The sequence below is a fragment of the Paraburkholderia sp. RL17-368-BIF-A genome (assembly GCF_046054045.1).
In the GTDB taxonomy this organism is placed as follows: domain Bacteria; phylum Pseudomonadota; class Gammaproteobacteria; order Burkholderiales; family Burkholderiaceae; genus Paraburkholderia; species Paraburkholderia graminis.
Window position 1 is genome coordinate 274,173 of sequence record NZ_JARESN010000004.1, and the last position, 24,577, is coordinate 298,749.

24 protein-coding genes are annotated in these 24,577 nt (G+C 63.8%); 6 read left to right on the plus strand and 18 right to left on the minus strand.

Going from position 1 to position 24,577, the window contains the following annotated elements; genetic code table 11:
• Position 1 precedes the first annotated feature (1 nt).
• The 8 genes from hslV to P0D87_RS09565 form a co-directional block, all read right to left on the minus strand.
• Positions 2–538, minus strand: coding sequence for an ATP-dependent protease subunit HslV (gene hslV, locus P0D87_RS09530; RefSeq protein WP_006050517.1), 537 nt, complete (start codon positions 536–538; stop codon positions 2–4).
• A 264-nt stretch (positions 539–802) separates the two neighbouring features.
• Complete coding sequence (gene dksA / locus P0D87_RS09535) at positions 803–1,222, minus strand: RNA polymerase-binding protein DksA (RefSeq protein ID WP_006050516.1); 420 nt, start codon at positions 1,220–1,222, stop codon at positions 803–805.
• A gap of 608 nt (positions 1,223–1,830) precedes the next feature.
• Positions 1,831–2,937: a CobW family GTP-binding protein gene (locus tag P0D87_RS09540; protein ID WP_408636795.1), complete on the minus strand. Its 1,107-nt coding sequence runs from the start codon at positions 2,935–2,937 to the stop codon at positions 1,831–1,833.
• A gap of 210 nt (positions 2,938–3,147) precedes the next feature.
• Positions 3,148–4,350: a class I SAM-dependent rRNA methyltransferase gene (locus P0D87_RS09545; protein WP_006050514.1), complete on the minus strand. Its 1,203-nt coding sequence runs from the start codon at positions 4,348–4,350 to the stop codon at positions 3,148–3,150.
• Positions 4,351–4,439: 89 nt separating this feature from the next.
• Complete coding sequence (xerC, locus tag P0D87_RS09550; RefSeq protein ID WP_029969465.1) at positions 4,440–5,363, minus strand: tyrosine recombinase XerC; 924 nt, start codon at positions 5,361–5,363, stop codon at positions 4,440–4,442.
• Between the two features lie 71 nt (positions 5,364–5,434).
• A complete protein-coding gene (locus P0D87_RS09555) occupies positions 5,435–6,154 on the minus strand; it encodes a DUF484 family protein (protein ID WP_044021423.1) in 720 nt (239 codons plus the stop codon).
• Positions 6,155–6,247: 93 nt separating this feature from the next.
• Entirely contained in the window at positions 6,248–7,111 is an 864-nt protein-coding gene (gene dapF / locus P0D87_RS09560; RefSeq protein ID WP_053857376.1) for a diaminopimelate epimerase, read from the minus strand.
• A 35-nt stretch (positions 7,112–7,146) separates the two neighbouring features.
• Positions 7,147–8,031 carry a lipid A biosynthesis lauroyl acyltransferase gene (locus P0D87_RS09565; protein ID WP_053857377.1) on the minus strand — a complete coding sequence of 295 codons (885 nt, stop codon included), beginning with the start codon at positions 8,029–8,031 and terminating at the stop codon, positions 7,147–7,149.
• Between the two features lie 273 nt (positions 8,032–8,304).
• Between P0D87_RS09565 and metK the strand changes: the two genes are divergently transcribed.
• Positions 8,305–9,495: a methionine adenosyltransferase gene (gene metK, locus P0D87_RS09570; protein ID WP_006050509.1), complete on the plus strand. Its 1,191-nt coding sequence runs from the start codon at positions 8,305–8,307 to the stop codon at positions 9,493–9,495.
• Between the two features lie 82 nt (positions 9,496–9,577).
• On the opposite strand, the gene P0D87_RS09575 is transcribed toward metK, so the two are convergent.
• Positions 9,578–9,949, minus strand: coding sequence for a hypothetical protein (locus P0D87_RS09575; RefSeq protein WP_006050508.1), 372 nt, complete (start codon positions 9,947–9,949; stop codon positions 9,578–9,580).
• Between the two features lie 494 nt (positions 9,950–10,443).
• On the opposite strand from P0D87_RS09575, the gene P0D87_RS09580 reads away from it, so the two are divergent.
• Positions 10,444–11,205 (plus strand): phytanoyl-CoA dioxygenase family protein, encoded by a 762-nt coding sequence (locus tag P0D87_RS09580; RefSeq protein ID WP_408636796.1) that lies wholly within the window; start codon positions 10,444–10,446, stop codon positions 11,203–11,205.
• Positions 11,206–11,298: 93 nt separating this feature from the next.
• On the opposite strand, the gene P0D87_RS09585 is transcribed toward P0D87_RS09580, so the two are convergent.
• Positions 11,299–11,505 (minus strand): DUF3185 family protein, encoded by a 207-nt coding sequence (locus P0D87_RS09585; RefSeq protein ID WP_006050506.1) that lies wholly within the window; start codon positions 11,503–11,505, stop codon positions 11,299–11,301.
• Between the two features lie 210 nt (positions 11,506–11,715).
• Between P0D87_RS09585 and mgrA the strand changes: the two genes are divergently transcribed.
• Positions 11,716–12,759, plus strand: coding sequence for an L-glyceraldehyde 3-phosphate reductase (gene mgrA / locus P0D87_RS09590; protein WP_006050505.1), 1,044 nt, complete (start codon positions 11,716–11,718; stop codon positions 12,757–12,759).
• 76 nt (positions 12,760–12,835) lie between these two features.
• Here mgrA and P0D87_RS09595 read toward each other — a convergent pair whose 3' ends face one another.
• The gene (locus P0D87_RS09595; protein ID WP_006050504.1) at positions 12,836–13,021 is read right to left on the minus strand and encodes a hypothetical protein; all 186 of its coding nucleotides are present in this window, start codon (positions 13,019–13,021) and stop codon (positions 12,836–12,838) included.
• Positions 13,022–13,346: 325 nt separating this feature from the next.
• On the minus strand, positions 13,347–14,612 hold the full coding sequence (locus P0D87_RS09600; RefSeq protein ID WP_321175767.1) for an MFS transporter: 1,266 nt from the start codon (positions 14,610–14,612) through the stop codon (positions 13,347–13,349).
• Between the two features lie 416 nt (positions 14,613–15,028).
• Between P0D87_RS09600 and P0D87_RS09605 the strand changes: the two genes are divergently transcribed.
• The 3 genes from P0D87_RS09605 to P0D87_RS09615 all read left to right on the plus strand — a co-directional run bounded on the left by P0D87_RS09605 (position 15,029) and on the right by P0D87_RS09615 (position 17,399).
• Positions 15,029–15,241 (plus strand): hypothetical protein, encoded by a 213-nt coding sequence (locus P0D87_RS09605; RefSeq protein WP_006050502.1) that lies wholly within the window; start codon positions 15,029–15,031, stop codon positions 15,239–15,241.
• Between the two features lie 96 nt (positions 15,242–15,337).
• The gene (locus P0D87_RS09610) at positions 15,338–16,363 is read left to right on the plus strand and encodes a serine/threonine protein kinase (RefSeq protein WP_053857379.1); all 1,026 of its coding nucleotides are present in this window, start codon (positions 15,338–15,340) and stop codon (positions 16,361–16,363) included.
• Positions 16,364–16,658: 295 nt separating this feature from the next.
• Complete coding sequence (locus P0D87_RS09615; RefSeq protein WP_006050500.1) at positions 16,659–17,399, plus strand: PepSY-associated TM helix domain-containing protein; 741 nt, start codon at positions 16,659–16,661, stop codon at positions 17,397–17,399.
• 55 nt (positions 17,400–17,454) lie between these two features.
• Here P0D87_RS09615 and P0D87_RS09620 read toward each other — a convergent pair whose 3' ends face one another.
• From P0D87_RS09620 to P0D87_RS09645, 6 genes are all read right to left on the minus strand, one after another.
• Positions 17,455–18,477, minus strand: coding sequence for an XdhC family protein (locus tag P0D87_RS09620; RefSeq protein ID WP_053857380.1), 1,023 nt, complete (start codon positions 18,475–18,477; stop codon positions 17,455–17,457).
• Positions 18,450–19,058 (minus strand): SRPBCC family protein, encoded by a 609-nt coding sequence (locus P0D87_RS09625; protein WP_053857381.1) that lies wholly within the window; start codon positions 19,056–19,058, stop codon positions 18,450–18,452. Before P0D87_RS09625 ends, P0D87_RS09620 begins: the two co-directional genes overlap by 28 nt.
• Entirely contained in the window at positions 19,049–20,311 is a 1,263-nt protein-coding gene (locus tag P0D87_RS09630) for a vWA domain-containing protein (RefSeq protein WP_053858939.1), read from the minus strand. Before P0D87_RS09630 ends, P0D87_RS09625 begins: the two co-directional genes overlap by 10 nt.
• A gap of 64 nt (positions 20,312–20,375) precedes the next feature.
• Positions 20,376–21,263 carry an AAA family ATPase gene (locus P0D87_RS09635; RefSeq protein ID WP_006050496.1) on the minus strand — a complete coding sequence of 296 codons (888 nt, stop codon included), beginning with the start codon at positions 21,261–21,263 and terminating at the stop codon, positions 20,376–20,378.
• 102 nt (positions 21,264–21,365) lie between these two features.
• A complete protein-coding gene (locus tag P0D87_RS09640) occupies positions 21,366–22,163 on the minus strand; it encodes an FAD binding domain-containing protein (protein ID WP_053857382.1) in 798 nt (265 codons plus the stop codon).
• A gap of 22 nt (positions 22,164–22,185) precedes the next feature.
• Positions 22,186–24,573, minus strand: coding sequence for a xanthine dehydrogenase family protein molybdopterin-binding subunit (locus P0D87_RS09645; RefSeq protein ID WP_053857383.1), 2,388 nt, complete (start codon positions 24,571–24,573; stop codon positions 22,186–22,188).
• Positions 24,574–24,577 lie beyond the last annotated feature (4 nt).

The window sequence follows — 24,577 nt, forward strand, 5'->3', positions numbered from 1 at the left end:
CTTACTCGATCGTCTCGATGACGCGGTTGTGGTTCGTGTAGATGCACATGTCGCCGGCAATCTCCAGCGACTTCTCCACGATTTCGCGCGGCGACAACTCGGTGTTGTCGGCGAGGGCTTTCGCGGCGGCCTGCGCATACGCGCCGCCCGAACCGATCGCGCAAATGCCGCCTTCGGGGTCCAGCACGTCGCCGTTACCGGTGATGACGAGCGTGGTGGTTGCGTCGGCGGCGATCAGCATGGCTTCGAGACGGCGCAGCATGCGGTCCGTGCGCCAGTCTTTCGCGAGTTCGACCGCGGCGCGCGTGAGATTGCCCTGATGCTTTTCCAGCTTCGCCTCGAAGCGGTCGAGCAGCGAAAACGCGTCGGCCGTGCCGCCCGCGAAACCGACCAGCACCTTGCCGTTGTAAATGCGCCTGACCTTCTTCGCACCGCCTTTCATGACGATGTTGCCGAGCGTCACCTGGCCGTCGCCGCCGAGCGCGACCTTGTCGCCGCGGCGCACGGAGACGATCGTCGTGCCGTGAAATTGCTCCATATGCGTTCCTCTTTGCAAAGCGGGTAGGACGCGGCCGCGCGATGCGCGACCGCATGAATCCTGGAAGCAGACGGCGCGCGACGCGGGAAGTGAGCCGCCTCGCGCGCTCGTGCAGCGCATGTCGGATTTATTTTAGGGGCGCGCGCGGGCATATCAAGAGCCGGCAAATGGGATAGGACAAAAGAAAAAAGGCGCACGGATCACCGTGCGCCTCTCGACGAAGCAGCGTTTGTGGGCGCGGCGCCGAAGCCGCGCCGCCGGCGTTCAGTCGCCGAACAGCTTCTGGCGCAGTTCGCGGCGCTCCTGCGCCTCGAGCGACAGCGTGGCCGTGGGCCGCGCGAGCAGACGCGGAATGCCGATCGGCTCACCGGTTTCTTCGCACCAGCCGTAGTCGCCAGAGTCGATGCGGGCGAGCGACTGCTGCACCTTCTTCAGCAGCTTGCGCTCGCGGTCGCGCGTGCGCAGCTCGAGTGCATGCTCTTCCTCGATCGTTGCGCGGTCGGCCGGGTCCGGCACGATTACTGTTTCGCGCAGGTTCTCGGTCGTCTGGCCGGCATTGCGGAGAATTTCCGCCTGCAGCTGTTCGAGCTTGTTCTTGAAGAAAGCGAGCTGATCCTCATTCATGTAATCCTTGTCGCTCATCTTCAGGATTTCGGCTTCGGTCAAGAGTCGTTTCGTCGTCATCTGGCTTACTTCTTCAATGTGAGGCAAAACTCTTACATAGTGCCCGCACTTTCGTATTGCCCGCAAGGCGCCTGGGACGTTGAGCACAAGCTGACACGGACGATGAACTGTCGTGACGCCGAAGCGCCTCACGCCCACCTCGGGCGTCGCAACGCCAATGCGGGGCCGAACTCCTCTGGAAACCGGTTCTCAAATGCTCCTGAGGTATTTGCTCCCGGGCAGCGAGCCTCCTCGGGCTGCTGCGGCGGGTATTGTCGGCGAGTTCCCCGGACAAGATTTTCCGGCGCCGCTACAAGCCCGGTGCGCCCCACTGCGCAATATGTAATCACCGCGCACTGACCGGGCAAATCGTTCTCATTCTCCAGTGGGCACGTATTGTAACTGAATCACAATCCGGCGCCGCAACTGGTGGAAATCCCTCGGCGGCGCACTGGTATCCCGAAAATATAACGCGCGAACGGTCAAAAAGCGATGGTTGAGCGCCCACTAATACAGCAGGGTTTTCACGCGTTTTTCATACATGTGCGCCACCGCACATTTCGCGAGGGCCATTTGGCCCCCGCGCCCCGAGTAACAGCAGACCAATACGCTTTTGCCAGGCGCGACGCTCAGGCGAGGCAGGCGTCGAGGCCGTCGGTAATCAGGTCTTGCGGCAATTCGATGCCGATAAACACCATCTTGTTGGTCTTTTTCTCGGCCGGCTGCCATTTGGCCGCGAGGTCGCTGCCCATCATCTGATGCACGCCCTGGAACACGACTTTGCGGTCGACGCCCTTCATGTACAGCACGCCCTTGTAACGCAACAGGCGCTCGCCGTAAATCTGCAGGATGCCGCCGAGAAAGTCTTCGAGCTTGTTCGGATCGAACGGACGATCGTTGCGGTACACGAACGACTTGATCTTGTCGTCGTGATGCGCGTGATGATGATGCGCATGATCGTGGCCTTCATGGCCTTCGTGATTGCAATGGCCGTGGTCATGATCGCAATTTGCGTGGTCGTGATCGTGACCGTGCGTGTGGCCGTGCTCGTCGTGCGCATGCGCGTGGTTATGCGCGTGTTCGTCCTCGACGAGGAAGTCCGGATCGATCTCGAGCTTCGAATTCAGATTGAAGCCGCGCAGGTCGAAGATTTCCTTGATGTCCGCGTCGCCGAAATTGACGACCTTGATCGCCGCCTTCGGATTCATATGCAGCAGACGGTGGCGCAGATCGCCCAGTTGCGCTTCGTCGACGAGATCGGCCTTCGTGATGAACAGGCGATCGGCGAAACCGACCTGGCGCTGCACGACTTCGTGCTCGTCCAGTTGATGATTCGCGTGCTTCGCGTCGACCAGCGTGATGATCGCGTCGAGCAGGAATTCGCTGGCGATCTGGTCATCCATGAAGAAAGTCTGCGCAACGGGGCCGGGGTTCGCGAGGCCGGTGGTTTCGATCACGACGCGGTCGAAGTCCAGTTTGCCCGACTGCTTCTGCGCCGCAAGATCGCCCAGCACGCGCGAAAGGTCGCCGCGGATCGTGCAGCAGATGCAGCCGTTGCTCATCTGGATGATCTGCTCGCTCGTGTCCTGCACGAGAATCTCGTTATCGATGTTCTCTTCGCCGAACTCGTTCTCGATCACGGCGATCTTCATGCCGTGCTTTTCGTTCAGGATGCGCTTGAGCAGGGTAGTTTTGCCGCTGCCGAGAAAGCCGGTCAGGATGGTGACTGGGATCATGTTGTTCGCCTATAGAGTCGTGAAACGATGCGTAATCGTATGCTTAGCGGATGCATAGCGGTATGCATGAGCCGGGCGCGGCAACCTCGCGGCGCGCAGCCTGTCTAGCCGGTTATTGAAACATATCTGCCCACGCGGCGCTGGCAGCCGGCACGGCCGGGCCGCCGCCGCTCGCGTCCCGCTGCGAAATAACCGTGAAGTTATAGGCGATCAGGCGATTTGCAACAGCAGGCCCTTCAGGTATTCGCCTTCCGGAAATGCTGTGAGCAACGGATGATCCACCCCGGCGCCAAGACGCTTGAGAATCCGCGCGTCGACGCGCGCGTCCGCGGCCGCGCTCGCCACGATCTTCTGAAACAGCTCGGAATCGATCGCGCCGGAGCACGAGTAGGTGAACAGCAGTCCGCCTGGGCGCAGCAGCTTCAGCCCGGTCAGATTGATGTCCTTGTACGCGCGCGACGCGCGGTCCACATGCTCGCGCGACGGCGCGAATTTCGGCGGATCGAGCACAATCAGATCGAAACGCTCGCCTTCGTCGTAGAGGCGGCGCAGCGTCTTGAAGGCGTCCGCGTCGAGCCAGGTCGCGCGCTCGGCGTTAAAGCCGTTCGCCGCCACGTTCTGCTGCGCGAGCGCGAGCGCCTCGCCGGACGAATCGATTGAAACGACCCGCTTGGCACCGCCTTTGAGCGCCGCCAGCGAGAAACCGCCCGTGTAGCAGAAGCAGTTCAACACGTCGCGGTCCTGCGCGAGCTGCTGCACGAGCAGGCGGTTATCGCGCTGGTCGACGTAGAAGCCGGTCTTGTGGCCGTTGCGCACGTCGACGTGATAACGCACGCCGTTTTCGCTCGCGATCAGCGCTTCCGACGGCGCTTCGCCCGCCAGCACGCCGGTCGTCTGTTCGAGCCCTTCCTTCTGACGAATCGACACATCCGAGCGTTCGTAGACGTTCGGACAGCCGGTCGCGCCGACGAGCGCGGCGACGATCGCCTCCTTCCACGCTTCGACGCCCGCCGCCATGAACTGGCAGACGAGCTGGCTGCGCTGGCCTTCGTCCTCGGCGACGTAGTGATCGACGATCAGGCCCGGCAGGCCGTCCGCTTCGCCGAAAATCAGCCGCACGGCGCCGGTGTCGCGCACCATCGTTTGACGATGGAGGAGCGCGCGCTGCACGCGGCGCTTGAAGAATGCGTGGTCGATCGGCTCGCTTTCGTCGAAGCTCCAGACGCGCGCGCGGATCTGCGAGTGCGGGCTGTAGGCGGCGCGCGCGAGAAACCGGCCGTCGTGCGCGCGCACGAGCACGGTCGCGCCCGGCGCGGGATTGCCGTCGATCCGGTCAATCGCGTTCGCATAGACCCACGGATGGCGGCGCAGCAGCGATTTTTCTTTCGACGGTTTGAGCGTAACGATATTCATGAGGGTGTCAGCAGAAGCAAGGGCCGCGCAAACTGCGGCGCGCGCGGCGGATGAAGCAAGGGCGGTGACTAGCGAGCCGAAAGGCGGCGTCAGTCGCGTTTTTTGGCGCGCGGATGCGCCTGATCGTAGACGCGCGCGAGATGCTGGAAATCGAGCCCCGTGTACACCTGCGTCGCGGTGATGCTCGCGTGGCCGAGCAATTCCTGCACGGCGCGCAGGTCGCCGCTCGACTGCAGCACGTGCGTCGCGAACGAGTGCCGCAGCACGTGCGGATGCACATTGGCCGGAATGCCGGCGAGCAGCGCCGCGCGCTTCACACGCTCGCGCACGACGTTCGGCGACAGGCGATTGCCGCGCGCCGACAGAAAGAGCGGATGCGGATCGTGCTTGACCATCTGGTCGCGCACGGCGAGCCACGCGTTCAGCGCGGTGAGCGCCTTGCTGCCGACCGGCACGATGCGCCGCCGCTTGCCCTTGCCGAGCACTTCGACTTCCGCGGAATCGAGCTTCAGCCAGCCGGCCGAGCGATAACCGTCGGCGTCGGCGAAACGGGCGTCCAGACCGACGAGTTCCGACAGACGCAGCCCCGACGAGTAGAACAGTTCGAGCATCGCGTGATCGCGCAAACCTTCCGCCGATGCGGCAGGCGGGCTTTCCATCAGGCGGTTCGCGTCGTCGACGGACAGCGCCTTCGGCAGCGCTTTAGGCTGCTTGGGCGCGCGCACGGTGGCGACGGGGTTGGCGGGCAGATCGATGCGGCCCGCGAGCCAGCGGTAAAACGCGCGCCAGGCCGACAGACGGTGACTGATCGAGCGCGCCGTTAGCCCGCCCGCGTGCGCGCGCGACACGGCGCCGCGAATATCGACAGCGGTCAGGCTTTCGAGCGGCCGGTCTTTCGCCAGCAGGCGCAATTGTTCGAGTTCGTGCGTGTAGCCGCGCAAGGTGTGCGCCGACAGCCGCCGCTCGTGTTCGAGATTCGACAGATACGCGGCGATGAAGTCGGTTTCGGTCACGATGGCGGTTTCGGTGGATCGAGCAGGGTTCGGCTGACTTTTGCGGACGGCGGACGCGTGCGCTCGCGCGTTCAGCGCGGCAGCAGACGGCTCAGCGCGGCGCTTGCGAGCGCGCCGATCTGCGTGAGGAAGTCGGTCGCCATGCCGTCGTGGAAGCGGCGCGCGTCCGCGGAGCCCATCACGAGAAGGCCGAACGCGGACGCTTCTTCATTGGCTTCCGGGTCGCGCAACGCAAGCAGTGCAATCGATTCGGTGACGTGCGCGGGTTCGGGCGCCGCGCCGCCGGACGGGTTTTCGTCGGGGCTGCCGGCAGCCGGCACGAGCCATTGCGCTGCCTCGAAACCGGTGTTCGCGCCGCAGTAAGGCGCTGCGAGGCTGTTCGCGAAGATCCGCACTTCTTCGCCGACGTGGCGCGCGAAATCGGCCTGAGCATACGGCTCGGCGACGTCCCACACGCGCAGCGCCGCTTGCGGCACGTCGAAGATTTCACGCAGGCCATTGGCGACGGTACGCGGCAGCGCGTACGGATCGCGCTCGGCGATCACGCGAATCGTCCAGCGGTTGAACTTCGAGGCGATGCTGTCGTTTTCGTGGCCGTAACGCAGCAGTTCCGCGAGACGCCGTTCGAGATGCTTGTTCTTGTCGCGCAGCATTTCCATCTGCCGCTCCTGCAGGGACACCGCGGCCTTGCCGTGCGGGTTCGCGAGCCGGATGGTGGCGAGCACTTCCGCGTGTTCGGCGAAGAATTCGGGATTGGCGAGCAGGTATTCGGCGACTTCGCGATCGTTCATGGTTTCGGCTAAAGGACTACAGGACGACGCCTTCATGCGACGCGTCGGTCAGTGAGTTAATGAATCGTTCATGCGCGATCGAAGGCGACACGTTCAGTCGGCCAGTTCGATCTCGCCCTGGAAAACGGTCGTGGCCGGACCCGCCATCAGCAGCGGTTCGCTTTCCTTATTACTGCCCCACGAAATGGTGAGCTTGCCGCCGTGCGTATGAACGAGCACCGGCGCGTCGAGCAGTCCGCGCCGAATGCCCGCGGCCACCGCCGCGCATGCGCCCGTGCCGCACGCCAGCGTTTCGCCGGCGCCGCGCTCATAGACGCGCAGCTTGATTTCGCTCCGGCCGACGATCTGCATGAAGCCCGCGTTCACCTTTTGCGGAAAGCGCGCGTGCCGCTCGATCACCGGACCTTCGACGAGCACCGGAAACGCCTCGACGTCGTCGACCACTTGCACGGCGTGCGGATTGCCCATCGACACGACTGAAATCCAGCGCGTCGTGCCGTTCACGTCGAGCGGCCAGAGCGTATCCGCGCCTTCGCGACGTCCCTGGAGACCTTTGGTGGCGAAAGGCACACGTTCCGGTTCGAACACGGGCGAGCCCATGTCGACGAGCACCTCGCCGTTTTCCTGCATGGTCAGCGTGATGGTGCCGTTCTGCACTTGCACGCGCACGCTGCGCTGATCGGTCAGCCCGCTGTCGCGCACGAACTTCACGAAGCAGCGCGCGCCGTTGCCGCAATGCTCGACTTCGCCGCCGTCGCAATTGAAGATGCGATACCTGAAATCGACGCCATCCACGGTGGGCTTTTCGACCAGCAGCAACTGGTCGGCGCCGACGCCGAAATGGCGGTCGGCGAGCGCGCGCACCTGCTCCGGCGTCAGGTTGAGCGCTTGCGTGTAGCCGTCGAGCACGACGAAGTCGTTGCCCGCGCCGTGCATCTTGGTGAATTTCAGTTTCATCACGCTATTGTAAGTGACGCGCCCCTCGAGCGCCCTCAATACACGCTCGGCACACCGGGCGGCCGCGTCTTGAAACGCTTGTGCACCCAGTAGTACTGATCGGGCATCGACGGAATCTGTTCTTCGAGGAACGCGTTCATGCGCCGCGCGTCCGCGTCGTCGTCGCCGGTCGGGTAGTTGTCCCACGGCTTGAACACCCTCAGCCGATAACCCTTGTAGTTCGGCAGCACTTCGCCGATGAACGGCACGACCTGCGCGTGACCGACTTTCGCGAGGCGGCCGACCGCGGTCAGCGTGCAGGTCGGCACGCCGAAGAACGACACGAAAGTCGAATTGCGCGCGCCGTAGTCCATGTCGGCGCCGAGCATCACCGGCTTGCGCTCGCGCAGCCAGCGCAGCACGATGCGCGCGCTGTCGGCGCGGCTTGCCATGTCCGCGCCGAAGCGGGCGCGCGCGGCCTTGGCGACCTCCTCGAGCTCTGGGTTCGACATCGGCTGATACAGCGAGCCGCACTGACGTTTGAGCGAGTAATTGAGGAAGATCGAGCCCGCCTCGATGCCGACGAAATGAAAGCCGAGGAACAGCGTGGGCGGCAAATTCGGATCGGTCAGATCGATTGCGCTGTCGACCTGAATCAGCTTTTCGAGCTTCTTCGCGGAGCCGAACCATTGGACGCTGCGCTCAAGGTAACTGCGGATCGCGTGACGGAAATGCTTCTGCGCGACTTCTTCGCGGCGCTCGTCGTTCCACTCCGGAAAGCACAGTTTCAGATTGATGTGGACGATGCGCTTGCGGCGGCTCGGAATCTGATAGAGCAGCCAGCCGAGTCCGTCGCCGAGGCGGGCGATGAAACCATACGGCAATAGTGCAAACAGTTTGAGAAGGCCGATCGCGAGCCGGGGACCAAGGCGGCTCAGCATGTGACCTCCTGGAAGGCGCTCGGCGTGATGCATTTAAGGAAAGCGGAGAAGTTGACGTAATACCGCACTCGTAGACACTCTGTGACAATCATCGGAAGTCGCTATAATAAGGGCTTCGCCGAGTTAATAGACAACTTGCGGGGCGAAGCCAGGCGGCGCGATCCATGTGATAAGCGCCTGCCAGTCAGGTAATCCGCTAAAGCGTCGCCGCTTCAGGCTCCCGAAGCTGGCTACGTGAACATTAACCGTAACCACATAACAGGAGTCTGCAACGTGGCAAACGACTATCTCTTCACCTCCGAATCCGTTTCAGAAGGCCATCCCGACAAGGTCGCGGACCAGATTTCGGACGCGATTCTCGACGCCATCCTGGCGCAGGACAAGTACTCGCGTGTTGCAGCGGAAACGCTGTGCAACACCGGTCTCGTCGTGCTCGCAGGTGAAATCACCACCACTGCCAACGTCGACTACATCCAGATCGCGCGCAACACGATCAAGCGCATCGGTTACGACAACACCGACTACGGTATCGACTATCGCGGTTGCGCGGTGCTGGTCGCGTACGACAAGCAGTCGCCGGACATCGCTCAGGGCGTGGATCGCGCGCACGACAACAACCTCGACCAGGGCGCCGGCGACCAGGGCCTGATGTTCGGCTACGCATGCGAAGAAACGCCTGAGCTGATGCCGTTGCCGATCCACCTGTCGCATCGTCTGGTCGAGCGTCAGGCGAATCTGCGCCGCGACGGCCGGCTGCCCTGGCTGCGCCCGGATGCGAAGTCGCAGGTCACCGTGCGGTATGTGGACGGCAAGCCGCATTCCATCGACACCGTCGTGCTCTCCACGCAGCATTCGCCGGACATCGATCTGGATACGCTGCGCGAAGCCGTGATCGAAGAGGTGATCAAGCCTACGCTGCCGGCCGAGCTCATCAAGGGCGACATCAAGTTCCTCGTGAACCCGACCGGCCGGTTCGTGATCGGCGGTCCGCAAGGCGACTGCGGTCTGACGGGCCGCAAGATCATCGTCGATACGTACGGCGGCGCGGCTCCGCACGGCGGCGGCGCGTTCTCGGGCAAAGACCCGTCGAAGGTCGACCGTTCGGCCGCTTACGCCGGCCGCTATGTCGCGAAGAACATCGTGGCCGCGGGCCTCGCGTCGCGCTGCCTGATCCAGGTGTCGTACGCGATCGGCGTCGCGCAGCCCACGTCGGTCATGGTCAACACGTTCGGCACCGGCCGCGTGTCGGACGCGACGATCACGCGCCTCGTGCAGGAGCATTTCGATCTGCGTCCGAAGGGCATCATTCAGATGCTCGACCTGCTGCGTCCGGTCTACGAGAAGAGCGCGGCCTATGGTCACTTCGGCCGCGAAGAGCCGGAATTCACGTGGGAAGCCACGGACAAGGCGCTGGCCCTCGCGGAGGCCGCCGGCACTGAGCCGGTCGCTGCGCTGGCGGACTAACGCTAGATTCAGGCGTCTGAATGCGAAAAACCCTGCCGGCTTGCGCCGCGCAGGGTTTTTTATTTGGCGCTCGTGGTGGCTCCTAGCGGCTCGCGAAAGCGAACGCGAACCAGCCCGTGCTGCCGTTCGTCGACATACGACGCGGACGGCGACTCGTGCTTTGCGACGGCACGGCAACCGGCGCGCGCTGCGCTGCGGTGAGGCGCAGCGGCGTCGGCTTGCGCAGCAGCGTGCGCAGCGAGAAGCGGCGCGAGCCGCCCCGCGTGCGCAAGGCCGAGAAGAATGTGTTGAACCAGGTGCGAATGCCGTCGACGGCCTTCGTGTCGCGCCATTGTTCGCCCAATGCGCGTGTGCGCGTGGCGTGATGACGCAACGCGCGCACGACATGGCGGCGCGCCGGACGGGCGGCTTTGAGGGCGGCTCGGGTAAAACGTGTGCTCAGAAGAGTATGCATGGCTTCACAAGTAGGCAGCGTGTCGCGCGACGAAATGTGCGCCCAATAGCAGCACCAAGCGTGCCAATGGCGGTCTCGCGATAGATGGTTCGGGAGCCCGGAATCCGGTGGAAAACTGCGCGGAGAACAGCGCCTTGCGCTTCATGGCCCGTGGGACGCGAAAACAGACGGGAATAACGATCAACATGCGTGCAGGCTACACGTGATTCATGACGTCTGAAAGTCGGTTTTTACCCTGCGGATGGGGGTTCATACGTAGTTCGCAGAGCGGCAAAGGGCAAGTACACACGGGTTTCGCGGACACTCATCGTGCACGTTACCGTGCGTGCCCGCACAGCCCGCGTGCGTCCGCAAGCCGCATGCCGCCTGCAAATAGTGCGCGGCATTGCGGACCTGCATCAACTTCATGTGGACGCGCGACGGTGAAACAGCACGCGGTATGATCGCGCCCGTTTTACAATCGAAGATCGGTTAGTCGACGGTCACGGATCACCATGTCACTCCATTCGAAGAAAGAGCAGATTCACACGTTGCGCGAGCAGGGTTTTGTCGTCGTGCCGGGTCTCGTGTCGGCCGAGCGCTGCGAGCAGATGAAGCAGATCGCGCAACGTCAACTTGAAGAAGCCGCCGCGCCGATCGAGTTCGAAGCGGATCTGCAATATCCCGGCGCGCCGTCGTCGAAACTCGCGCCCGGCGGTCATACCGTGCGGCGTTTGCTCGACGCCTACGGCCGCGATCGCAGTTTCGCGCAATGGGCGACCGCGCCCGAGATTCGCGGCTGGATGGAATTGTATTTCGGCGAGGAGCCGCGCCTGTCGCGCGCGCATCACAACTGCATGATGACCAAGCACCCGGCGTACGGCAGCCTGACCGGCTGGCATCGCGACGTGCGTTACTGGTCGTTCGAACGCGACGATCTCGTTTCGGTCTGGCTTGCGTTGGGCGACGAAACCGTCGACAACGGCGCGCTATGGCTCGTGCCCGGCTCGCACAGCGCGCCATTCACCGGCGATCGTTTCGACGACGCCAAGTTCTTCCGCTCCGATCTGGCGGAAAACCAGGCGTGGATTCGCGCGGCCGTTTCGCCCGAACTGAAAGCCGGCGACGTGGTGTTCTTCCACTGCAATACGCTGCACTCGGCGGGCAAGAACTTGAGCGATCAGGTGAAGTTCTCGCTCGTCTACACGTATCACGGCGCGAGCAATGTGCCGTTGCCCGGAACGCGGTCGGCCGCGAAGCCTGAAATTGCTTTCTGATCCGACGATTCGCTAGCGCTTTTTGACGGCGCCAAACGCACGCGCGAGAGCGTGCGTTGGCGCCGCCGCTCAGCCGCTTAGCCACTTCGGCGGCTAGCGCTTGCGTCCCGACAAAGCCATGCCCGTAATTCCCGCGAGCGTCGCCACGACGCCGCCGACAATCAGCATGATCGCCTTGTTCGTCGGCGAACCCGTAAAGACGCGCGAGACGTCGCTGCTCACCGAATTGAATGCCTGTCCGCCGAAGTACAGCAGCAATACGCCGCCGACAATCAGCGCAATCGAAATTGCCTTCGCCATTGAATGCTCCCTAAGCCTGGTCGGCGAAAGTGTAGGGGACCTGCAAGCACTCGTCCATCCTGCATGGCGGGCGTCTGCACGCATCGCGTCGATTGGCTACCATAGCGATCTTGCCGCCTATAAAAACAAATTGCAGCAGCACGCCTCCCGCAGCATGCGCTTGCCCATGCCCGAGATCACCGGGCGACATCATCATCAAGGACACTAGCAATGGCTTACGAAGCAGCTTCAGAACGCTATTCGGACATGCAGTACCGCGTGTGCGGCAAGACGGGTCTCAAACTTCCCGCGCTGTCGCTCGGCTTGTGGCACAACTTCGGCGACACCACGCCGCTGTCGACGCAGCGCGAAATTCTGCGTACCGCCTTCGACCTCGGCATCACGCATTTCGATCTCGCCAACAACTATGGGCCGCCGTACGGCAGCGCGGAGACGAACTTCGGCCGTCATTTCAAGGACGACTTCAAGCCGTATCGCGACGAACTGCTGATTTCGTCGAAGGCGGGTTGGGACATGTGGCCGGGTCCGTACGGACAAGGCGGCGGATCGCGCAAGTATGTGCTCGCGAGTCTCGATCAGAGTCTCAAGCGCATGGGCCTCGACTACGTGGACATTTTCTATTCGCATCGCTTCGACGCGAATACGCCGCTCGAGGAAACCGCGGGCGCATTGGCGAGCGCCGTGCAGCAGGGCAAGGCGCTGTACATCGGCATTTCGTCGTACTCGGCAAGCAAGACGCTTGAAATGGCGAAGCTGCTCGCCGAATACAAGGTGCCGTTGCTGATTCATCAGCCTGCGTACAACATGCTGAATCGCTGGATCGAACGTGAGTTGCTCGACACGCTCGAACAGGTCGGCGCGGGCACGATTGCGTTCACGCCGCTGGCGCAGGGCCTCTTGACCGGCAAGTATCTGAACGGCGTGCCGCAAGACGCGCGCGTCAACAAGCCGGGCGGCGGATCGCTGAAGCAGGAGCATTTGAGCGAGCAGAATATCGAGCACGTGCGCAAGCTGAACGACATCGCACAGCGTCGCGGACAAAGCCTCGCGCAAATGGCGCTTGCCTGGGCGCTGCGCGATCCGCGCGTGACTTCGGTGCTGATCGGCGCGAGCCGCGCGGAGCAGGTGCGCGAAAACGTCGGCGCGTTGAAGAACCTCGCGTTCTCGAAGGAGGAACTCGCGGAGATCGATCGTTACGCGACTGAAGGCGGCGTCAATCTGTGGGAGAAACCGTCGACGGATCAGGCGATCTGATTCCGGCGACGCTGCCGCCTTGCGAACGAACGGATCAACAGATGAACAGAAAGCCGCCGCACAGGCGGCTTTTTCGCTAGACGAGCGCGGGCAAGCCTTCGACCAGCACGACTGCGAAGACGACACCGAGCAGCGCGCCCAGCACGCGTAGCGCGTTGTGCCGCAACTCCGTCTTGCAAGGCAGCGCGCCCACGAACAATGCCCCGGCAAGCGCCATCGGAATGACCAGGATGAAGTCGCCAATCGTGAAGTAGGTCGTCATACTCGTCTCCTGTTGTATTGGCCGCGTGTGGCCGCCAAACAGCAGCTCTGTTCAAGAGCCGTGCAGTGCCAACGCTCGATTTGAGTATAGATGACGCCTGAAGCGGCGTAGCCGCGTCCACGAGCTTCGCGACGCTTATTCGCAGGCCGCAGAAGCCAACGCCTGCAAGGCTCGCGGCGCTTGTGGCGGCGCAGCAAAATACGCCGCAAAAAGTGAAGCGTTTGCTTACGCACCCCTTACTTTTTATCGATTTTCGATGCCATGTGAATCGTCGGCGCGGTCGGCGAGCGCGTCGCGGCCAAGTCGCGATCGAGTCGTGTTCGACTTAACCGTGAGCCGAGTCGAGCCGCTGCAATCTGAACGCCGCCAGCAGACCGATCACGAGCAGCGCGGCAACGAGTCCGGCGACGCCGCTCCATCCATAGCCGGCCCACATGTGGCCGCCATATGAGCCGATCACGCTCGAGCCGATGTAATACGCGAGCAGATAAAGCGCGGCCGCCTGGCCCTTGGCTTCTTTCGCGAGACGCCCGACCCAGCCGCTCGCGACAGCATGTCCCGCGAAGAAGCCAAAGGTCACGCATGCAATGCCGCCGACAATCGCCGCAAGCGCGCTCAGCATCGTGAGCGCGAGCCCCACGCCCATCAGCAGAAGACTCGCGCTTAGCACGCGGGCGCGCCCGAACGTATCGGCCATGCGCCCCGACCACGGCGACGCGATGACGCCCGTCAGATAGACGACGAAGATCGCGCCGATCTCCGTTTGACTCAGGCGATACGGCGGCGCGAGCAGCCGGTAGCCGATGTAGTTGTACAGCGTGACGAAACTGCCCATCAGCACGAAGCCGAGCAGAAACAGCAACGGCAAGCCCGGCCGCGTGAATTGCCGAAGCAGCGCGCTGCGATGATGCGTGAAGCCGAGCCCGCGCCGCGGCACGAAGTGACGCGACGGCGGCAGCAGCGCGCGAAACGCGAGCATCGACAGAATGCCTAGCACGCCGATCGTGCCGATCGCGACGCGCCACGAAAACAGATCCGCGACCACGCCGGTAATCACGCGTCCCGCCATTCCGCCAATCGCGGTGCCGCCGACATACAGCCCCATCGCGAGGCCCAGACCGTCGGGGTGAACTTCTTCCGCGAGATAGGCCATCGCGACGGCCGGCACGCCGCCGAGCGCGAGTCCTTCGAGCGCGCGCAACACGAGCAACTGATGCCACTGCGGCGCAATCGACACGCCGATGGTCAGCAACGCGGAAGCCGTCAGCGACATCGTCATCAGCTTGTGGCGGCTCCAGCCTTCGGAGACAAAGCCCGCGGTGAAGATGGAGACGGCGAGCGCGGCCGTCGACAGCGAAACGGTGAGGCTGCTTTGCGCAGGCGTCACGTTGAATGCCGACGAAAACGACGGCAGCAGCGGCTGCACGCAATACAGCAACGAAAACGTGGCATAGCCGGCAAACAGCAAGGCGATGCTGGCGCGCCAATAGGCACGAGTGCCGCGTTCGAGGTAAGAGAGGTGGGGAGCGTTGGGCACGGCAAAGACGAAGAAAGACGAAAGCGGAAAAGGCGGAGTTGCAAACGGCTGCATAGTCGAAGCGTTCTAAAGCGCCGGGGTCATGATCATTGCCACGATCACGGCCGCTATTCGCGAGACGCCGCGCATGCAAAGCAGTTAAGGATACGCTGAAAATCGCGCCCTGGTGTGCGAGCGCTGCGCGCGTTGCGCCGACGCTCCGCGTTTTTGATCTCCGCGCCCAGCAGGGTTTATGATGGTCTCATTGCGATGCGCGCGTCGCAACGAATCCAGCGAAACGACGGGTGAAGCGCCCCGAGTTCCGGCTTTCAAGGGCCCCGCAAAACGGGAACAATGACGAGATGCTCTCACGCGTATTCACGCGCAGCAGTTTGGGTGCGTACGCAACGTTACCGGCGAAGCGGCGCTTTTATCATCACCTTGACCGGCATGAATCCAGAAAGCCGGCTATGGGAGAACGGGGAAACATCATGCAAATCGGTTCCATTGTCCGATCGGTGCATATCGCCGTGCCGCAAGGCGCGCGCGGAATCGTCATGCGCATTCTCGGCGACATGGCCATGGTGGCGTGGTACGCCGGCGAGCCCGGCGCTTCGCCGCAACTGAACACCGAACCCTTTTTCCTCGAAGACCTTATCGACACCGGCGAACTCGTGCGTCCGTCAAGCGCGCAGATGCATTGAAGCGGTTGCGGTTTAGCGCGTCTGCCGCTACTTCGCAGACGCGCGCCGCGAACCGGGCCACTCGTCTTTGACGGCGGCGCGGCGCACAATGCGGGCATGAACGACATTCTCGATCCACAGGACGGCGCCGCGCGCGCTGTGCCTTTCGCCCGGCTTCAGCCGGAAGTCGTACTCGACGCGCTCGACAGCGTGCTCGGCTCCGTCGGCGTTCGCACCGACGGGCGCATGCTGCCGCTTAACAGCTACGAGAACCGCGTGTATCAGGTGGGCGTCGAAGACGGGCCGCCCGTGGTCGCGAAGTTTTATCGACCGGAGCGCTGGAGCGACGCCGCCATTCTCGAAGAACATGCGTTCGTCGCCGAACTTGCGGCGCGCGAAATTCCCGCCGTGCCTGCGCGTACGTTCGAGGGCGGCACGCTGCATACCTTCGACGGCTTCCGCTTTTCGATTTTCGAGCGCCGCGGCGGACGCGCGCCCGATCTCGACCGCCGCGATACGCTCGAGTGGCTCGGGCGTTTTATCGGGCGGATTCATGCGGTCGGGCAGACGCAAAACTACACGGAGCGTCCCGCGCTCGACATCCAGACCTTCGGCTATGAGCCGCGCGACTTTCTGCTCGCGCACCGCTTTCTTCCCGACGACGTGCGCGGCGCGTGGGAAACCGTCATCAATCTCGCGCTGGAAGGCGTCGAACGTGCCTTCGAACGCGCGGGCGAGATTCGCATGTTGCGAATGCACGGCGACTGCCATCCGAGCAACGTGTTGTGGACCGACGCGGGCCCGCATTTCGTCGACTTCGACGACAGCCGCATGGGTCCGGCCGTGCAGGACTTGTGGCTGCTGCTGCCGGGCGAACGCGCCGAGGCGTCGCGCGCACTCACCGACCTGCTCGCCGGCTACGAAGACTTCTGCGACTTCGAACCGCGCGAACTGCATCTGATCGAAGCGCTGCGCACGCTGCGGCTCATCCACTACCAGGCATGGCTCGCGCGACGCTGGGACGATCCCGCGTTTCCGGCCGCGTTCCCCTGGTTCAACACTCAACGGTATTGGGAAGACCGTATCCTCGAAATGCGCGAGCAGCTCGGCGCGATGCAGGAAGGGCCGCTCTGGCCCGTATGAACGTGTGAACGTGTGAACAGAAGCGCCGACGCCACATTCCCGGCACGCCGCGATTGAGCAAACGCATCAATTGTGTAATGATAGCCATTCTCAATTGAAGGGCGTCGCCAGCTTCCTGTCACATTTCTCCTCCTCTGTGACTGCCAGCCAGCCTCTCAATGGGGCGGCTGCCGAGCCAAGCCGGAGCCGTCCGCTTTCTCCTTTTTCGAATTCCTTCGCTGCCGGTTTGCGAGCGCGCGCGTGCTGTGCGCGTGCGCCCCGGCGGCGGCCTAACCTGCTGCACCGGAGCATGGATGTGAACGCGCCTGACTCGATCGATATGAAACCCGCTGCCGATGGCGCCACGCGCTACGTCGCGCATGACGAGCCGCCGGGCCGTCATCTGATGGACGGCGCCGAGCAGGCGGCGCGGCGTCAGCGTTCGCGGCGCGCGAACTTCATCAAGTGGCTGCGCAAGGTGCATGGATGGGTCGGCCTGTGGGGCGCGGTGCTCGGACTGTTGTTCGGCGCGACCGGCTTTCTGCTGAACCATCGCGCGGGTCCGATGAAGGTGTCGACCGGGCAGCCGCAGGTCGAGGAATTGCAGATGGCCGTGCCCGACAAGCCATTCCATTCGCCGATGGACATGGCGAAGTGGCTCAAGGGCGAGCTGAAAATAGACGGCAAGCCGGGCCGGATGAAGCGCGAACCGGCGCATCCGGTCGCGTGGGGCGATCAAAGCACGATTCAGCCGGAATTCTGGCAGGTGGCATTCGCCGCGCCGACGCAGAACGTGCAGGCCGAATACTGGGTCGGCAATGGTTTCGTCGCCGTGAAGCGTACGCAAAACACCTTTCTCGCCACGATGACGAACCTGCACAAAGGCGTGGGCCTGAGCATCGGCTGGATGCTGCTGGTCGACACGATTGCCGGCTCGCTGATCCTGCTTTCGCTGACGGGCGTGCTGTTGTGGACCGAGTTGAACAAACGACGCGTGGTGGGCGTGGTGCTGGTGGGCGGATCGATCATCGCCGCCGTGGTGTGCGGCTTGGTGTAAGCATGCCGACGCGCGCCCGACGCTCGGTGCGCGCGACCCAGCACCCGACACTAGCCTACGCGCTGCAGGCCGCTCCGCCCGACGCCGCGATTTCCCGCGCGGCCTTTGCGCCCTCCACCTGGAGCAGTGTCGGCAGCGAAACGCCGTTTTTGGCCGCCGTCACTTCCGCGAGAATCGACACGGCAATTTCAGGCGGCGTCCGGCTGCCGATATAAATGCCAACCGGTCCATGCAAACGGGCCAACTCGGTCTCGCTGAGATCGAATTCCTTCAGCCGTTCGCGCCGCGCCTGGTTATTGCGCCGCGAACCCAATGCGCCGACATAGAACGCCGGCGTCTTGAGCGCTTCCATCAATGCGAGGTCGTCGAGCTTCGGGTCGTGCGTGAGCGCAATCACCGCGCAGCGTTCGTCGAGCTTCATGTCGAGCACGGTGTCGTCGGGCATGGTCCGCACGATCTTCGTGCCGGGAATGCTCCACTCTTCCGTGTACTCTTCGCGCGGATCGCAGACCGTCACCTGATAGTCGAGCCCCACCGCGATGTTGCACAGATAGCGCGACAACTGTCCCGCGCCGATCACGAGCATCCGGTAACGCGGGCCGTGAATCGTCAGAAGACGCTCGCCGTCGAAGTGCACGCCGTCGGTCGCGAGCGCCTTGCCGAGTTGCGCCTTGCCGCTCGCCATGTCGAGCTCGCGCGCGACGAGCCGTCCTTCTTCCACCGCATGACAGAGTTCGGCGATGCCGCTTTGCGGCGTCAACGGTTCGAGCACCAGTTGAATCGTGCCGCCGCACGGCAAGCCGAAGCGATGCGCTTCCTCGGCCGTGATGCCGTACTTCACCGCCTCGGGATGCGTCTGTTCGATGCCCCTTTGCCGCACGCGATCGATCAGATCGTCTTCGATACAGCCGCCCGATACCGAGCCCACCACGAGTCCGTCGTCGCGCACCACGAGCATCGCGCCCTCGGGCCGCGGCGACGAGCCCCACGTCTTGACCACTGTCACCAGTAGCGCGCGATGTCCTTCCTCCAGCCAACGTGCGCTGGACTTCAGGACTTCGAGATCCACGCTGTCCATGATTTCTTCCTCTTCGTTGCATCGCCACCGGACTCGCCTTCCTCGGCGTCGGTCGATGCAGTATTGTGCCCCGCCGCGTCGGCGGCTGCAGCGTCGGGCACATTGCCGGCGTCGTCTGCTCCGGCGGCACTTGCATTGCCTCCGCCGACCTGCGCGCTGAAGCGCTTGAAGAATTCGCCGGCGATCTTGCGCGCAGCGCCGTCGACGAGCCGCGAGCCGATCTGCGCGAGCTTGCCGCCGACCTGCGCGCTTGCCGTATAGCTGAGCTTGGTCGCGGCGTCGCCGTCGGCTTCGAGCACGACGCGCGCGTTGCCCTTCGCGAAGCCGGCCGCGCCGCCCTGGCCTTCGAACACGATGTTGTATGACGTTGGCGCGTCGATGTCGGTGAGCTGCATGCGTCCTTTGAAGCGCGCTTTAACCGGCCCGACCGCCGCGCTCAGCGCGACGAGATACGCATTTTCGCCGTCCGGGTCGATGCTTTCGCAGCCGGGAATGCACGCACGCAAAACCTCGGTGTCGTTGAGCGCGTCCCACGTGCGCTGCTGCGAAACCGGCAGCGTATGAGTTTCGGTCAGTTCCATGAACTTGCTCCTGCGGTTGGCGTGGCAAGAACGCGCGGACGCGGCGCGCGCGCGAGTTGCGCGAAGTCGTGGCCGAACGCGGCCAGGCTCTCGAGATTATGAACGGGGCGATGGGCGTCGACATACGGCAGGATCGCCAGCACGCCGCGCGCCTTCGGAGAAAAGCCGCTGTAACGCAGCAGCGGATTGAGCCATACGATGCGATGCGCGAAGCGGCGCAAGCGCGCCATTTCGGTGTCGAGCACGTCGATGGCTTCGTGATCGAGTCCATCGGTCACGAGCAGCACGCTCGCGCGCCCGGCGAGCACGCGCCGCGCCCAGCGTCGATTGAATTCGGCGAGCGCCGCGCCGATGCGCGTGCCGCCCGACCAGTCGACAACCTGCTCGGTCAGCGCCGCAATGGCCACGTCGGGATCGCGCTCGCGCAGCGCGCGCGTCGCGTTGGTGAGCCGCGTGCCGAACAGAAACACCTGCAAGCGTTCACGCGATTGCACGAGCGCATGGCAGAAATACAGCACCGCGCGCGAATAACTGCTCATCGAGCCGGAGATGTCGAGCAACAGCACGAGCGGCGGCTTGCGTTCGACCACCGCGCGATACTTCCACACGGTCCAGTCGCCGCCCGCGCGCACGGCCTGGCGCGCGCTCGCGCGCAAGTCCGCGTGCGTGCCGTGCGAGGCGGCCTTCAGGCGCCGCGTCGGTTCTTTCGCGAGCGGCAGGCGCTGAGCGCGAATCAGGTGACGCAGCGTGCGCCATTCATCGGCGGAAAGGGTGTCGAAGTCGCGATGACGCAGCCGCTCTTCCGCGCTGAACGTCGCGTGCGCGCGCAGTTCGTGCTGCTCGGTTTCCTGCGGCTTGTGTGGGTTCGGCGACGGCGGCGCGCGGACCGCGAGCGCGTCGGCGAGACGGTTGTTGCGTTTGGGCGGCGGCAGGCCGTCGCGGACTTTCGGCAACAGCAGCGCGCGCAACTTGCCTTCCCAATCGGGATCGCGCCAGAAGAGTTCGAACGCGGCGTTGAAGAGATCGCGTTCGTCGGGCGCGGAGACGAGCGTTGCGGCGAGTGCGGCGCGTACGTCGTCGCGGCGGCCGAGGTCGATCCAATGCAGAGCGGCGAGCGCGTCGACGGCATGCGCGGGCGACATCGGCAAACCGGCGCCGCGCAACACGCGCACGAAATGCACGACGTTGCGGGCAAGCGTGGGCGTGTCGTTGGTTAGCGATGCGGTGGGGGCTGAGTTCATGGCGTCCGTCATGCGTTGAACGCGCGCGGTATCGCCGTCGCCCATGCTGTCAACGCGAGTTGGCGTCGTCATGCCGCTATCCCGGCGCGGCGAGACACTGCGCGATCTGCTCGGCGTCGACGCGCGCGAGGTCGTCTTGATACTTCAGCAGCACGCCAAGGGTGTTCTGCACCGATTGCGGATCGAGTTCCGTCACCGAAAGCGCTTCGAGCGCGCGGCACCAGTCGATCGTTTCGGCGATGCCCGGCGCCTTGAACAGATCCATGCCGCGCAGCCGGTGCACGAAATCGACCGCACGCCGCTGCAGTTCCGCCGACGTCGCGCTCGCGCGCGCCGCCACGATCTCAAGCTCGCGATCACGCTCGGGATAACCGATCCACTGATAGAGACAGCGGCGCTTCAGCGCGTCGTGCACTTCGCGCGTGCGGTTCGACGTCATCACGACGAGCGGCGGCACGGCCGCGCGCACGGTGCCGTACTCGGGAATCGACACCTGGAAATCGGACAGCAGTTCGAGCAGGAACGCTTCGAACGGTTCGTCGGCGCGATCGATCTCGTCGATCAGCAGCACGCGCCGCGCGCCCGGATGGTTTTCGTCGGGCATCAGCGCTTGCAACAGCGGGCGCTTCAGCAGAAATTCGCCGCGATACAGCGTGTCGTTATCGGGACGCTCGCCGGCGGCTTCGGCGAGACGCAGCGCCATGATCTGCCGCGGATAGTCCCACTCATACAGCGCGCTCGCGGTATCGAGTCCTTCGTAGCATTGAAGCCGCAGCATCGACGTGCCGAGCATGCCCGCCGCTGCTTTGGCGAGTTCGGTTTTGCCGACGCCCGGCTCGCCTTCGACGAACAACGGACGCTCCATGCGCAACGCAAGGTACAACGCCGTCGCCAGTTCGCGGCTCGCGAAATAGTTTTGCGCGGCGAGTTGCGCGAGGGTGTCGTCGATTGAAGCGGGGTGCATGGCGTTCCTGAATCTGCGCGATCAGCGACGCGGGTGAGCGAATGCGGCCGACCTGAGCGTGCCGTTGAACATCTCAAGGCCGGCCGGACATGCAAAGGATCGCTAACTATTCGCCTTCGCCACCGCTCGCGCGGCGAGCACCGGAATCAAATGCGCGCGATACTCGGCGCTCGCGTGCATGTCGTCGTTCAGATTCGCGGCGGACAGGCTGACGGCACGCGCGGCCTCGGGCGTGAAATTTGCCGACAACGCGCTTTCCAGTTCGGGCACGCGAAACACCGAAGCCGCCGCGCCCGTCACCGAGACGCGCACGCCGCTTGCGAACTTCGCGACGAACACGCCGACGAGCGCGAAATGCGACGCGGGGTTGCGAAACTTTTCATAAGCCGCGCGCTCGGGCACCGGAAATTCGACGCCGACGATTAGCTCGTCCGGTTCCAGCGCGGTCTCATACATGCCCACGAAAAATTCGCTCGATGCAATGCGCCGCCGTTGCGTGACGATGGTCGCGTCCAGACCCATTGCCGCCGCCGGATAACAGGCGGCCGGATCGTTGTTAGCGAGCGACCCGCCGAGCGTGCCGAGCGCGCGCACCTGCCGGTCGCCGATATGCGCGGCCAGTTCCGCGAGCGCCGGCAAAACGCGCCGCAGTTCCGCGTGCTCCGCGACATCGGCGTGACAGACGGCTGCGCCGATCTTCGCCGTGTTGGCGTCGACGGCGATCGACTTCAGCGCGGGAATGCGCGTCACGTCGATCAGTTGCGACGGCTGCGCGAGACGCAGCCGCATGGTCGGCAACAGGCTCTGTCCGCCGGCGAGAAATTTCGCGTCGCTGTCGGCGGCGATGGCCGCGGCGGCCGCTTGCGGGTCCGTCGCGCGTTGATACTCGAATGAATACATGTCGAATGCTCCGCTCAGGATCTCAATGGGCTGCCACGTTTGCCGCGTGAATCGCCGACCACACGCGATGCGGCGTGGCCGGCATTTGCAGATCGGTCACGCCGAGTGGCGCGAGCGCGTCGATGATCGCGTTGATCACCGCCGGCGGCGAGCCGATCGCGCCCGCTTCGCCGCAACCTTTGACGCCGAGCGGATTGTGCGTACACGGCGTGCCCTTCGCGGTTTCGACGGTGAAGTCGGGCAAGTCCGACGCGTGCGGCATCGCGTAGTCCATGTATGAGCCGGATAGCAACTGACCGCTTTCGTTGTCGTACACGCAGCGCTCCAGCATCGCCTGTCCGATGCCTTGCGCGAGGCCGCCATGCACCTGGCCTTCGACGATCATCGGATTGATCACATTGCCGAAGTCGTCGACGGCCGTGAACTGCTGGATCTCGCACACGCCGGTATCAGGATCGACTTCGATCTCGCAGATATACGCGCCCGACGGATACGTGAAGTTGCTCGGATCGTAGAACGCGCTTTCCTCGAGGCCCGGTTCCAGCACTTCGAGCGGATAGTTGTGCGGCACATACGCAGCGAGTGAAATCTCGGCGAATGCCTTGGTGCGATCGGTGCCCGCAACGCGGAACACGCCGTTCTTGAACTCGATGTCTTCCGCCGCGGCTTCGAGCAGATGCGCGGCGATTTTCTTCGCCTTCGCTTCGATTTTGTCGAGCGCTTTCATGATCGCCGAGCCGCCGACTGCGATCGAGCGCGAGCCGTACGTACCCATGCCGAACGGAATGCGTCCGGTGTCGCCGTGCACGATCTCGACGCTATCGAGCGGAATGCCGAGCCGGTCCGCGACGACTTGCGCGAAGGTCGTTTCGTGCCCCTGGCCGTGACTGTGCGAGCCGGTGAACACGGTGACCGATCCGGTTGGATGCACGCGAATCTGTCCGACTTCGAAGAGGCCCGCGCGTGCGCCTAACGCGCCTGCAATGTTCGACGGCGCGAGACCGCACGCCTCGATATAGCAGGAGTAACCGAGACCGCGCCGCTTGCCGTTCTTCTCCGATTGCTGGCGGCGCGCTTCGAAGCCTTTGACATCGGCGAGTTCGAGCGAGCGCGCGAGAATCGTTTCATAGTCGCCCGTGTCGTACGTGAGGCCGACCGGCGTCGCGTACGGAAATTCGCGGATGAAGTTGAGGCGGCGAATCTCGGCCGGGTCGATCTTCATCTCGCGCGCGGCTGTTTCGACGAGACGCTCGACCACGTAGGTTGCTTCGGGACGACCCGCGCCGCGATAAGCATCGACGGGAACGGTGTTGGTGAAGACCGCTTTGACCTCGGCGTAAATGGCGGGCGTCGCGTACTGGCCGGCGAGCAGCGTCGCGTACAAGATGGTCGGCACGCTCGAGGCGAACGTCGACAGATACGCGCCCATGTTCGCGATGGTGTGAATGCGCATCGCGAGGAACTTGCCGTTGGCGTCGAGCGCGAGTTCGGCTTTCGTTACGTGATCGCGGCCATGTGCGTCCGAGAGAAAAGCCTCCGAGCGCTCGGCGGTCCACTTCACCGGACGGCGAATTTTCTTCGACGCCCACGTTAGCGCGACGTCTTCGGCGTAGAGAAAAATTTTCGAACCAAAGCCGCCGCCGACGTCCGGCGCAATCACGCGCAACTTCGACTCCGGCAGCGACAGCACGAAAGCGGCCATTAGCAGGCGCTCGACGTGCGGATTCTGATTCGCGACGTAGAGCGTGTAGCTGTCGTCCTGCGGCGAGTAGTTCGCGTTGACCGCGCGCGGTTCGATCGCGTTCGGCACGAGGCGGTTATTGACGATGTCGAGCGTGGTCACGTGCGCGGCTTTGGCGAACGCGGCGTCGGTCGCGGCTTTGTCGCCGTGGCCCCAGTTGTAGCAGACGTTGTCCGGCACTTCATCGTGAACGGCCGGCTGACCGGGGTCGGCTGCGTGCGCGGTGTCGACTACGGCGGGCAGTACGTCGTAATCGACTTCGATCAGTTCGGCGGCGTCTTTCGCGGCCTTGATCGAATCCGCGATGACGAGCGCGACCTGATCGCCGACGTGGCGCACTTTCGTATGCGCGATGACCGGATGCGGCGGCTCGTTCATCGGCTTGCCGTCGGTGCTGTGGATCAGCCAGCCGCACGGCAGGCCGCCGACGTTTTCCGCGGCCATGTCCTTGCCGGTGAAGATCGCGACGACGCCCGGCGACTGCCTGGCCGCGGTCGTGTCGATGCTGTTGATCCGCGCGTGCGCATACGGCGAGCGCAGAAATACCGCGTAGGTTTGCTGCGGCAGCAGGATGTCGTCGGTGTACTGGCCGTTGCCCGTCAGGAATCGATAGTCTTCCTTACGTTCGACGGAAGCGCCGATCAGGTTGTGAGTGTCGGGTGCGTTCATCGTC

What these genes read in the sequence shown, in the direction of transcription:
- P0D87_RS09625 (WP_053857381.1), bottom strand. Translation starts at nt 19,058, where the DNA reads ATGGAACTGACCGAAACTCATACGCTGCCGGTTTCGCAGCAGCGCACG.
- P0D87_RS09605 (WP_006050502.1), top strand. Translation starts at nt 15,029, where the DNA reads ATGCAAATCGGTTCCATTGTCCGATCGGTGCATATCGCCGTGCCGCAA.
- P0D87_RS09540 (WP_408636795.1), bottom strand. Translation starts at nt 2,937, where the DNA reads ATGATCCCAGTCACCATCCTGACCGGCTTTCTCGGCAGCGGCAAAACT.
- dksA (WP_006050516.1), bottom strand. Translation starts at nt 1,222, where the DNA reads ATGACGACGAAACGACTCTTGACCGAAGCCGAAATCCTGAAGATGAGC.
- dapF (WP_053857376.1), bottom strand. Translation starts at nt 7,111, where the DNA reads ATGAAACTGAAATTCACCAAGATGCACGGCGCGGGCAACGACTTCGTC.
- P0D87_RS09585 (WP_006050506.1), bottom strand. Translation starts at nt 11,505, where the DNA reads ATGGCGAAGGCAATTTCGATTGCGCTGATTGTCGGCGGCGTATTGCTG.
- mgrA (WP_006050505.1), top strand. Translation starts at nt 11,716, where the DNA reads ATGGCTTACGAAGCAGCTTCAGAACGCTATTCGGACATGCAGTACCGC.
- P0D87_RS09555 (WP_044021423.1), bottom strand. Translation starts at nt 6,154, where the DNA reads ATGAACGATCGCGAAGTCGCCGAATACCTGCTCGCCAATCCCGAATTC.
- P0D87_RS09645 (WP_053857383.1), bottom strand. Translation starts at nt 24,573, where the DNA reads ATGAACGCACCCGACACTCACAACCTGATCGGCGCTTCCGTCGAACGT.
- P0D87_RS09635 (WP_006050496.1), bottom strand. Translation starts at nt 21,263, where the DNA reads ATGCACCCCGCTTCAATCGACGACACCCTCGCGCAACTCGCCGCGCAA.
- P0D87_RS09600 (WP_321175767.1), bottom strand. Translation starts at nt 14,612, where the DNA reads ATGCAGCCGTTTGCAACTCCGCCTTTTCCGCTTTCGTCTTTCTTCGTC.
- P0D87_RS09565 (WP_053857377.1), bottom strand. Translation starts at nt 8,031, where the DNA reads ATGCTGAGCCGCCTTGGTCCCCGGCTCGCGATCGGCCTTCTCAAACTG.
- P0D87_RS09640 (WP_053857382.1), bottom strand. Translation starts at nt 22,163, where the DNA reads ATGTATTCATTCGAGTATCAACGCGCGACGGACCCGCAAGCGGCCGCC.
- P0D87_RS09620 (WP_053857380.1), bottom strand. Translation starts at nt 18,477, where the DNA reads ATGGACAGCGTGGATCTCGAAGTCCTGAAGTCCAGCGCACGTTGGCTG.
- hslV (WP_006050517.1), bottom strand. Translation starts at nt 538, where the DNA reads ATGGAGCAATTTCACGGCACGACGATCGTCTCCGTGCGCCGCGGCGAC.
- P0D87_RS09595 (WP_006050504.1), bottom strand. Translation starts at nt 13,021, where the DNA reads ATGACGACCTACTTCACGATTGGCGACTTCATCCTGGTCATTCCGATG.
- P0D87_RS09610 (WP_053857379.1), top strand. Translation starts at nt 15,338, where the DNA reads ATGAACGACATTCTCGATCCACAGGACGGCGCCGCGCGCGCTGTGCCT.
- P0D87_RS09630 (WP_053858939.1), bottom strand. Translation starts at nt 20,311, where the DNA reads ATGACGGACGCCATGAACTCAGCCCCCACCGCATCGCTAACCAACGAC.
- P0D87_RS09545 (WP_006050514.1), bottom strand. Translation starts at nt 4,350, where the DNA reads ATGAATATCGTTACGCTCAAACCGTCGAAAGAAAAATCGCTGCTGCGC.
- P0D87_RS09580 (WP_408636796.1), top strand. Translation starts at nt 10,444, where the DNA reads ATGTCACTCCATTCGAAGAAAGAGCAGATTCACACGTTGCGCGAGCAG.
- P0D87_RS09575 (WP_006050508.1), bottom strand. Translation starts at nt 9,949, where the DNA reads ATGCATACTCTTCTGAGCACACGTTTTACCCGAGCCGCCCTCAAAGCC.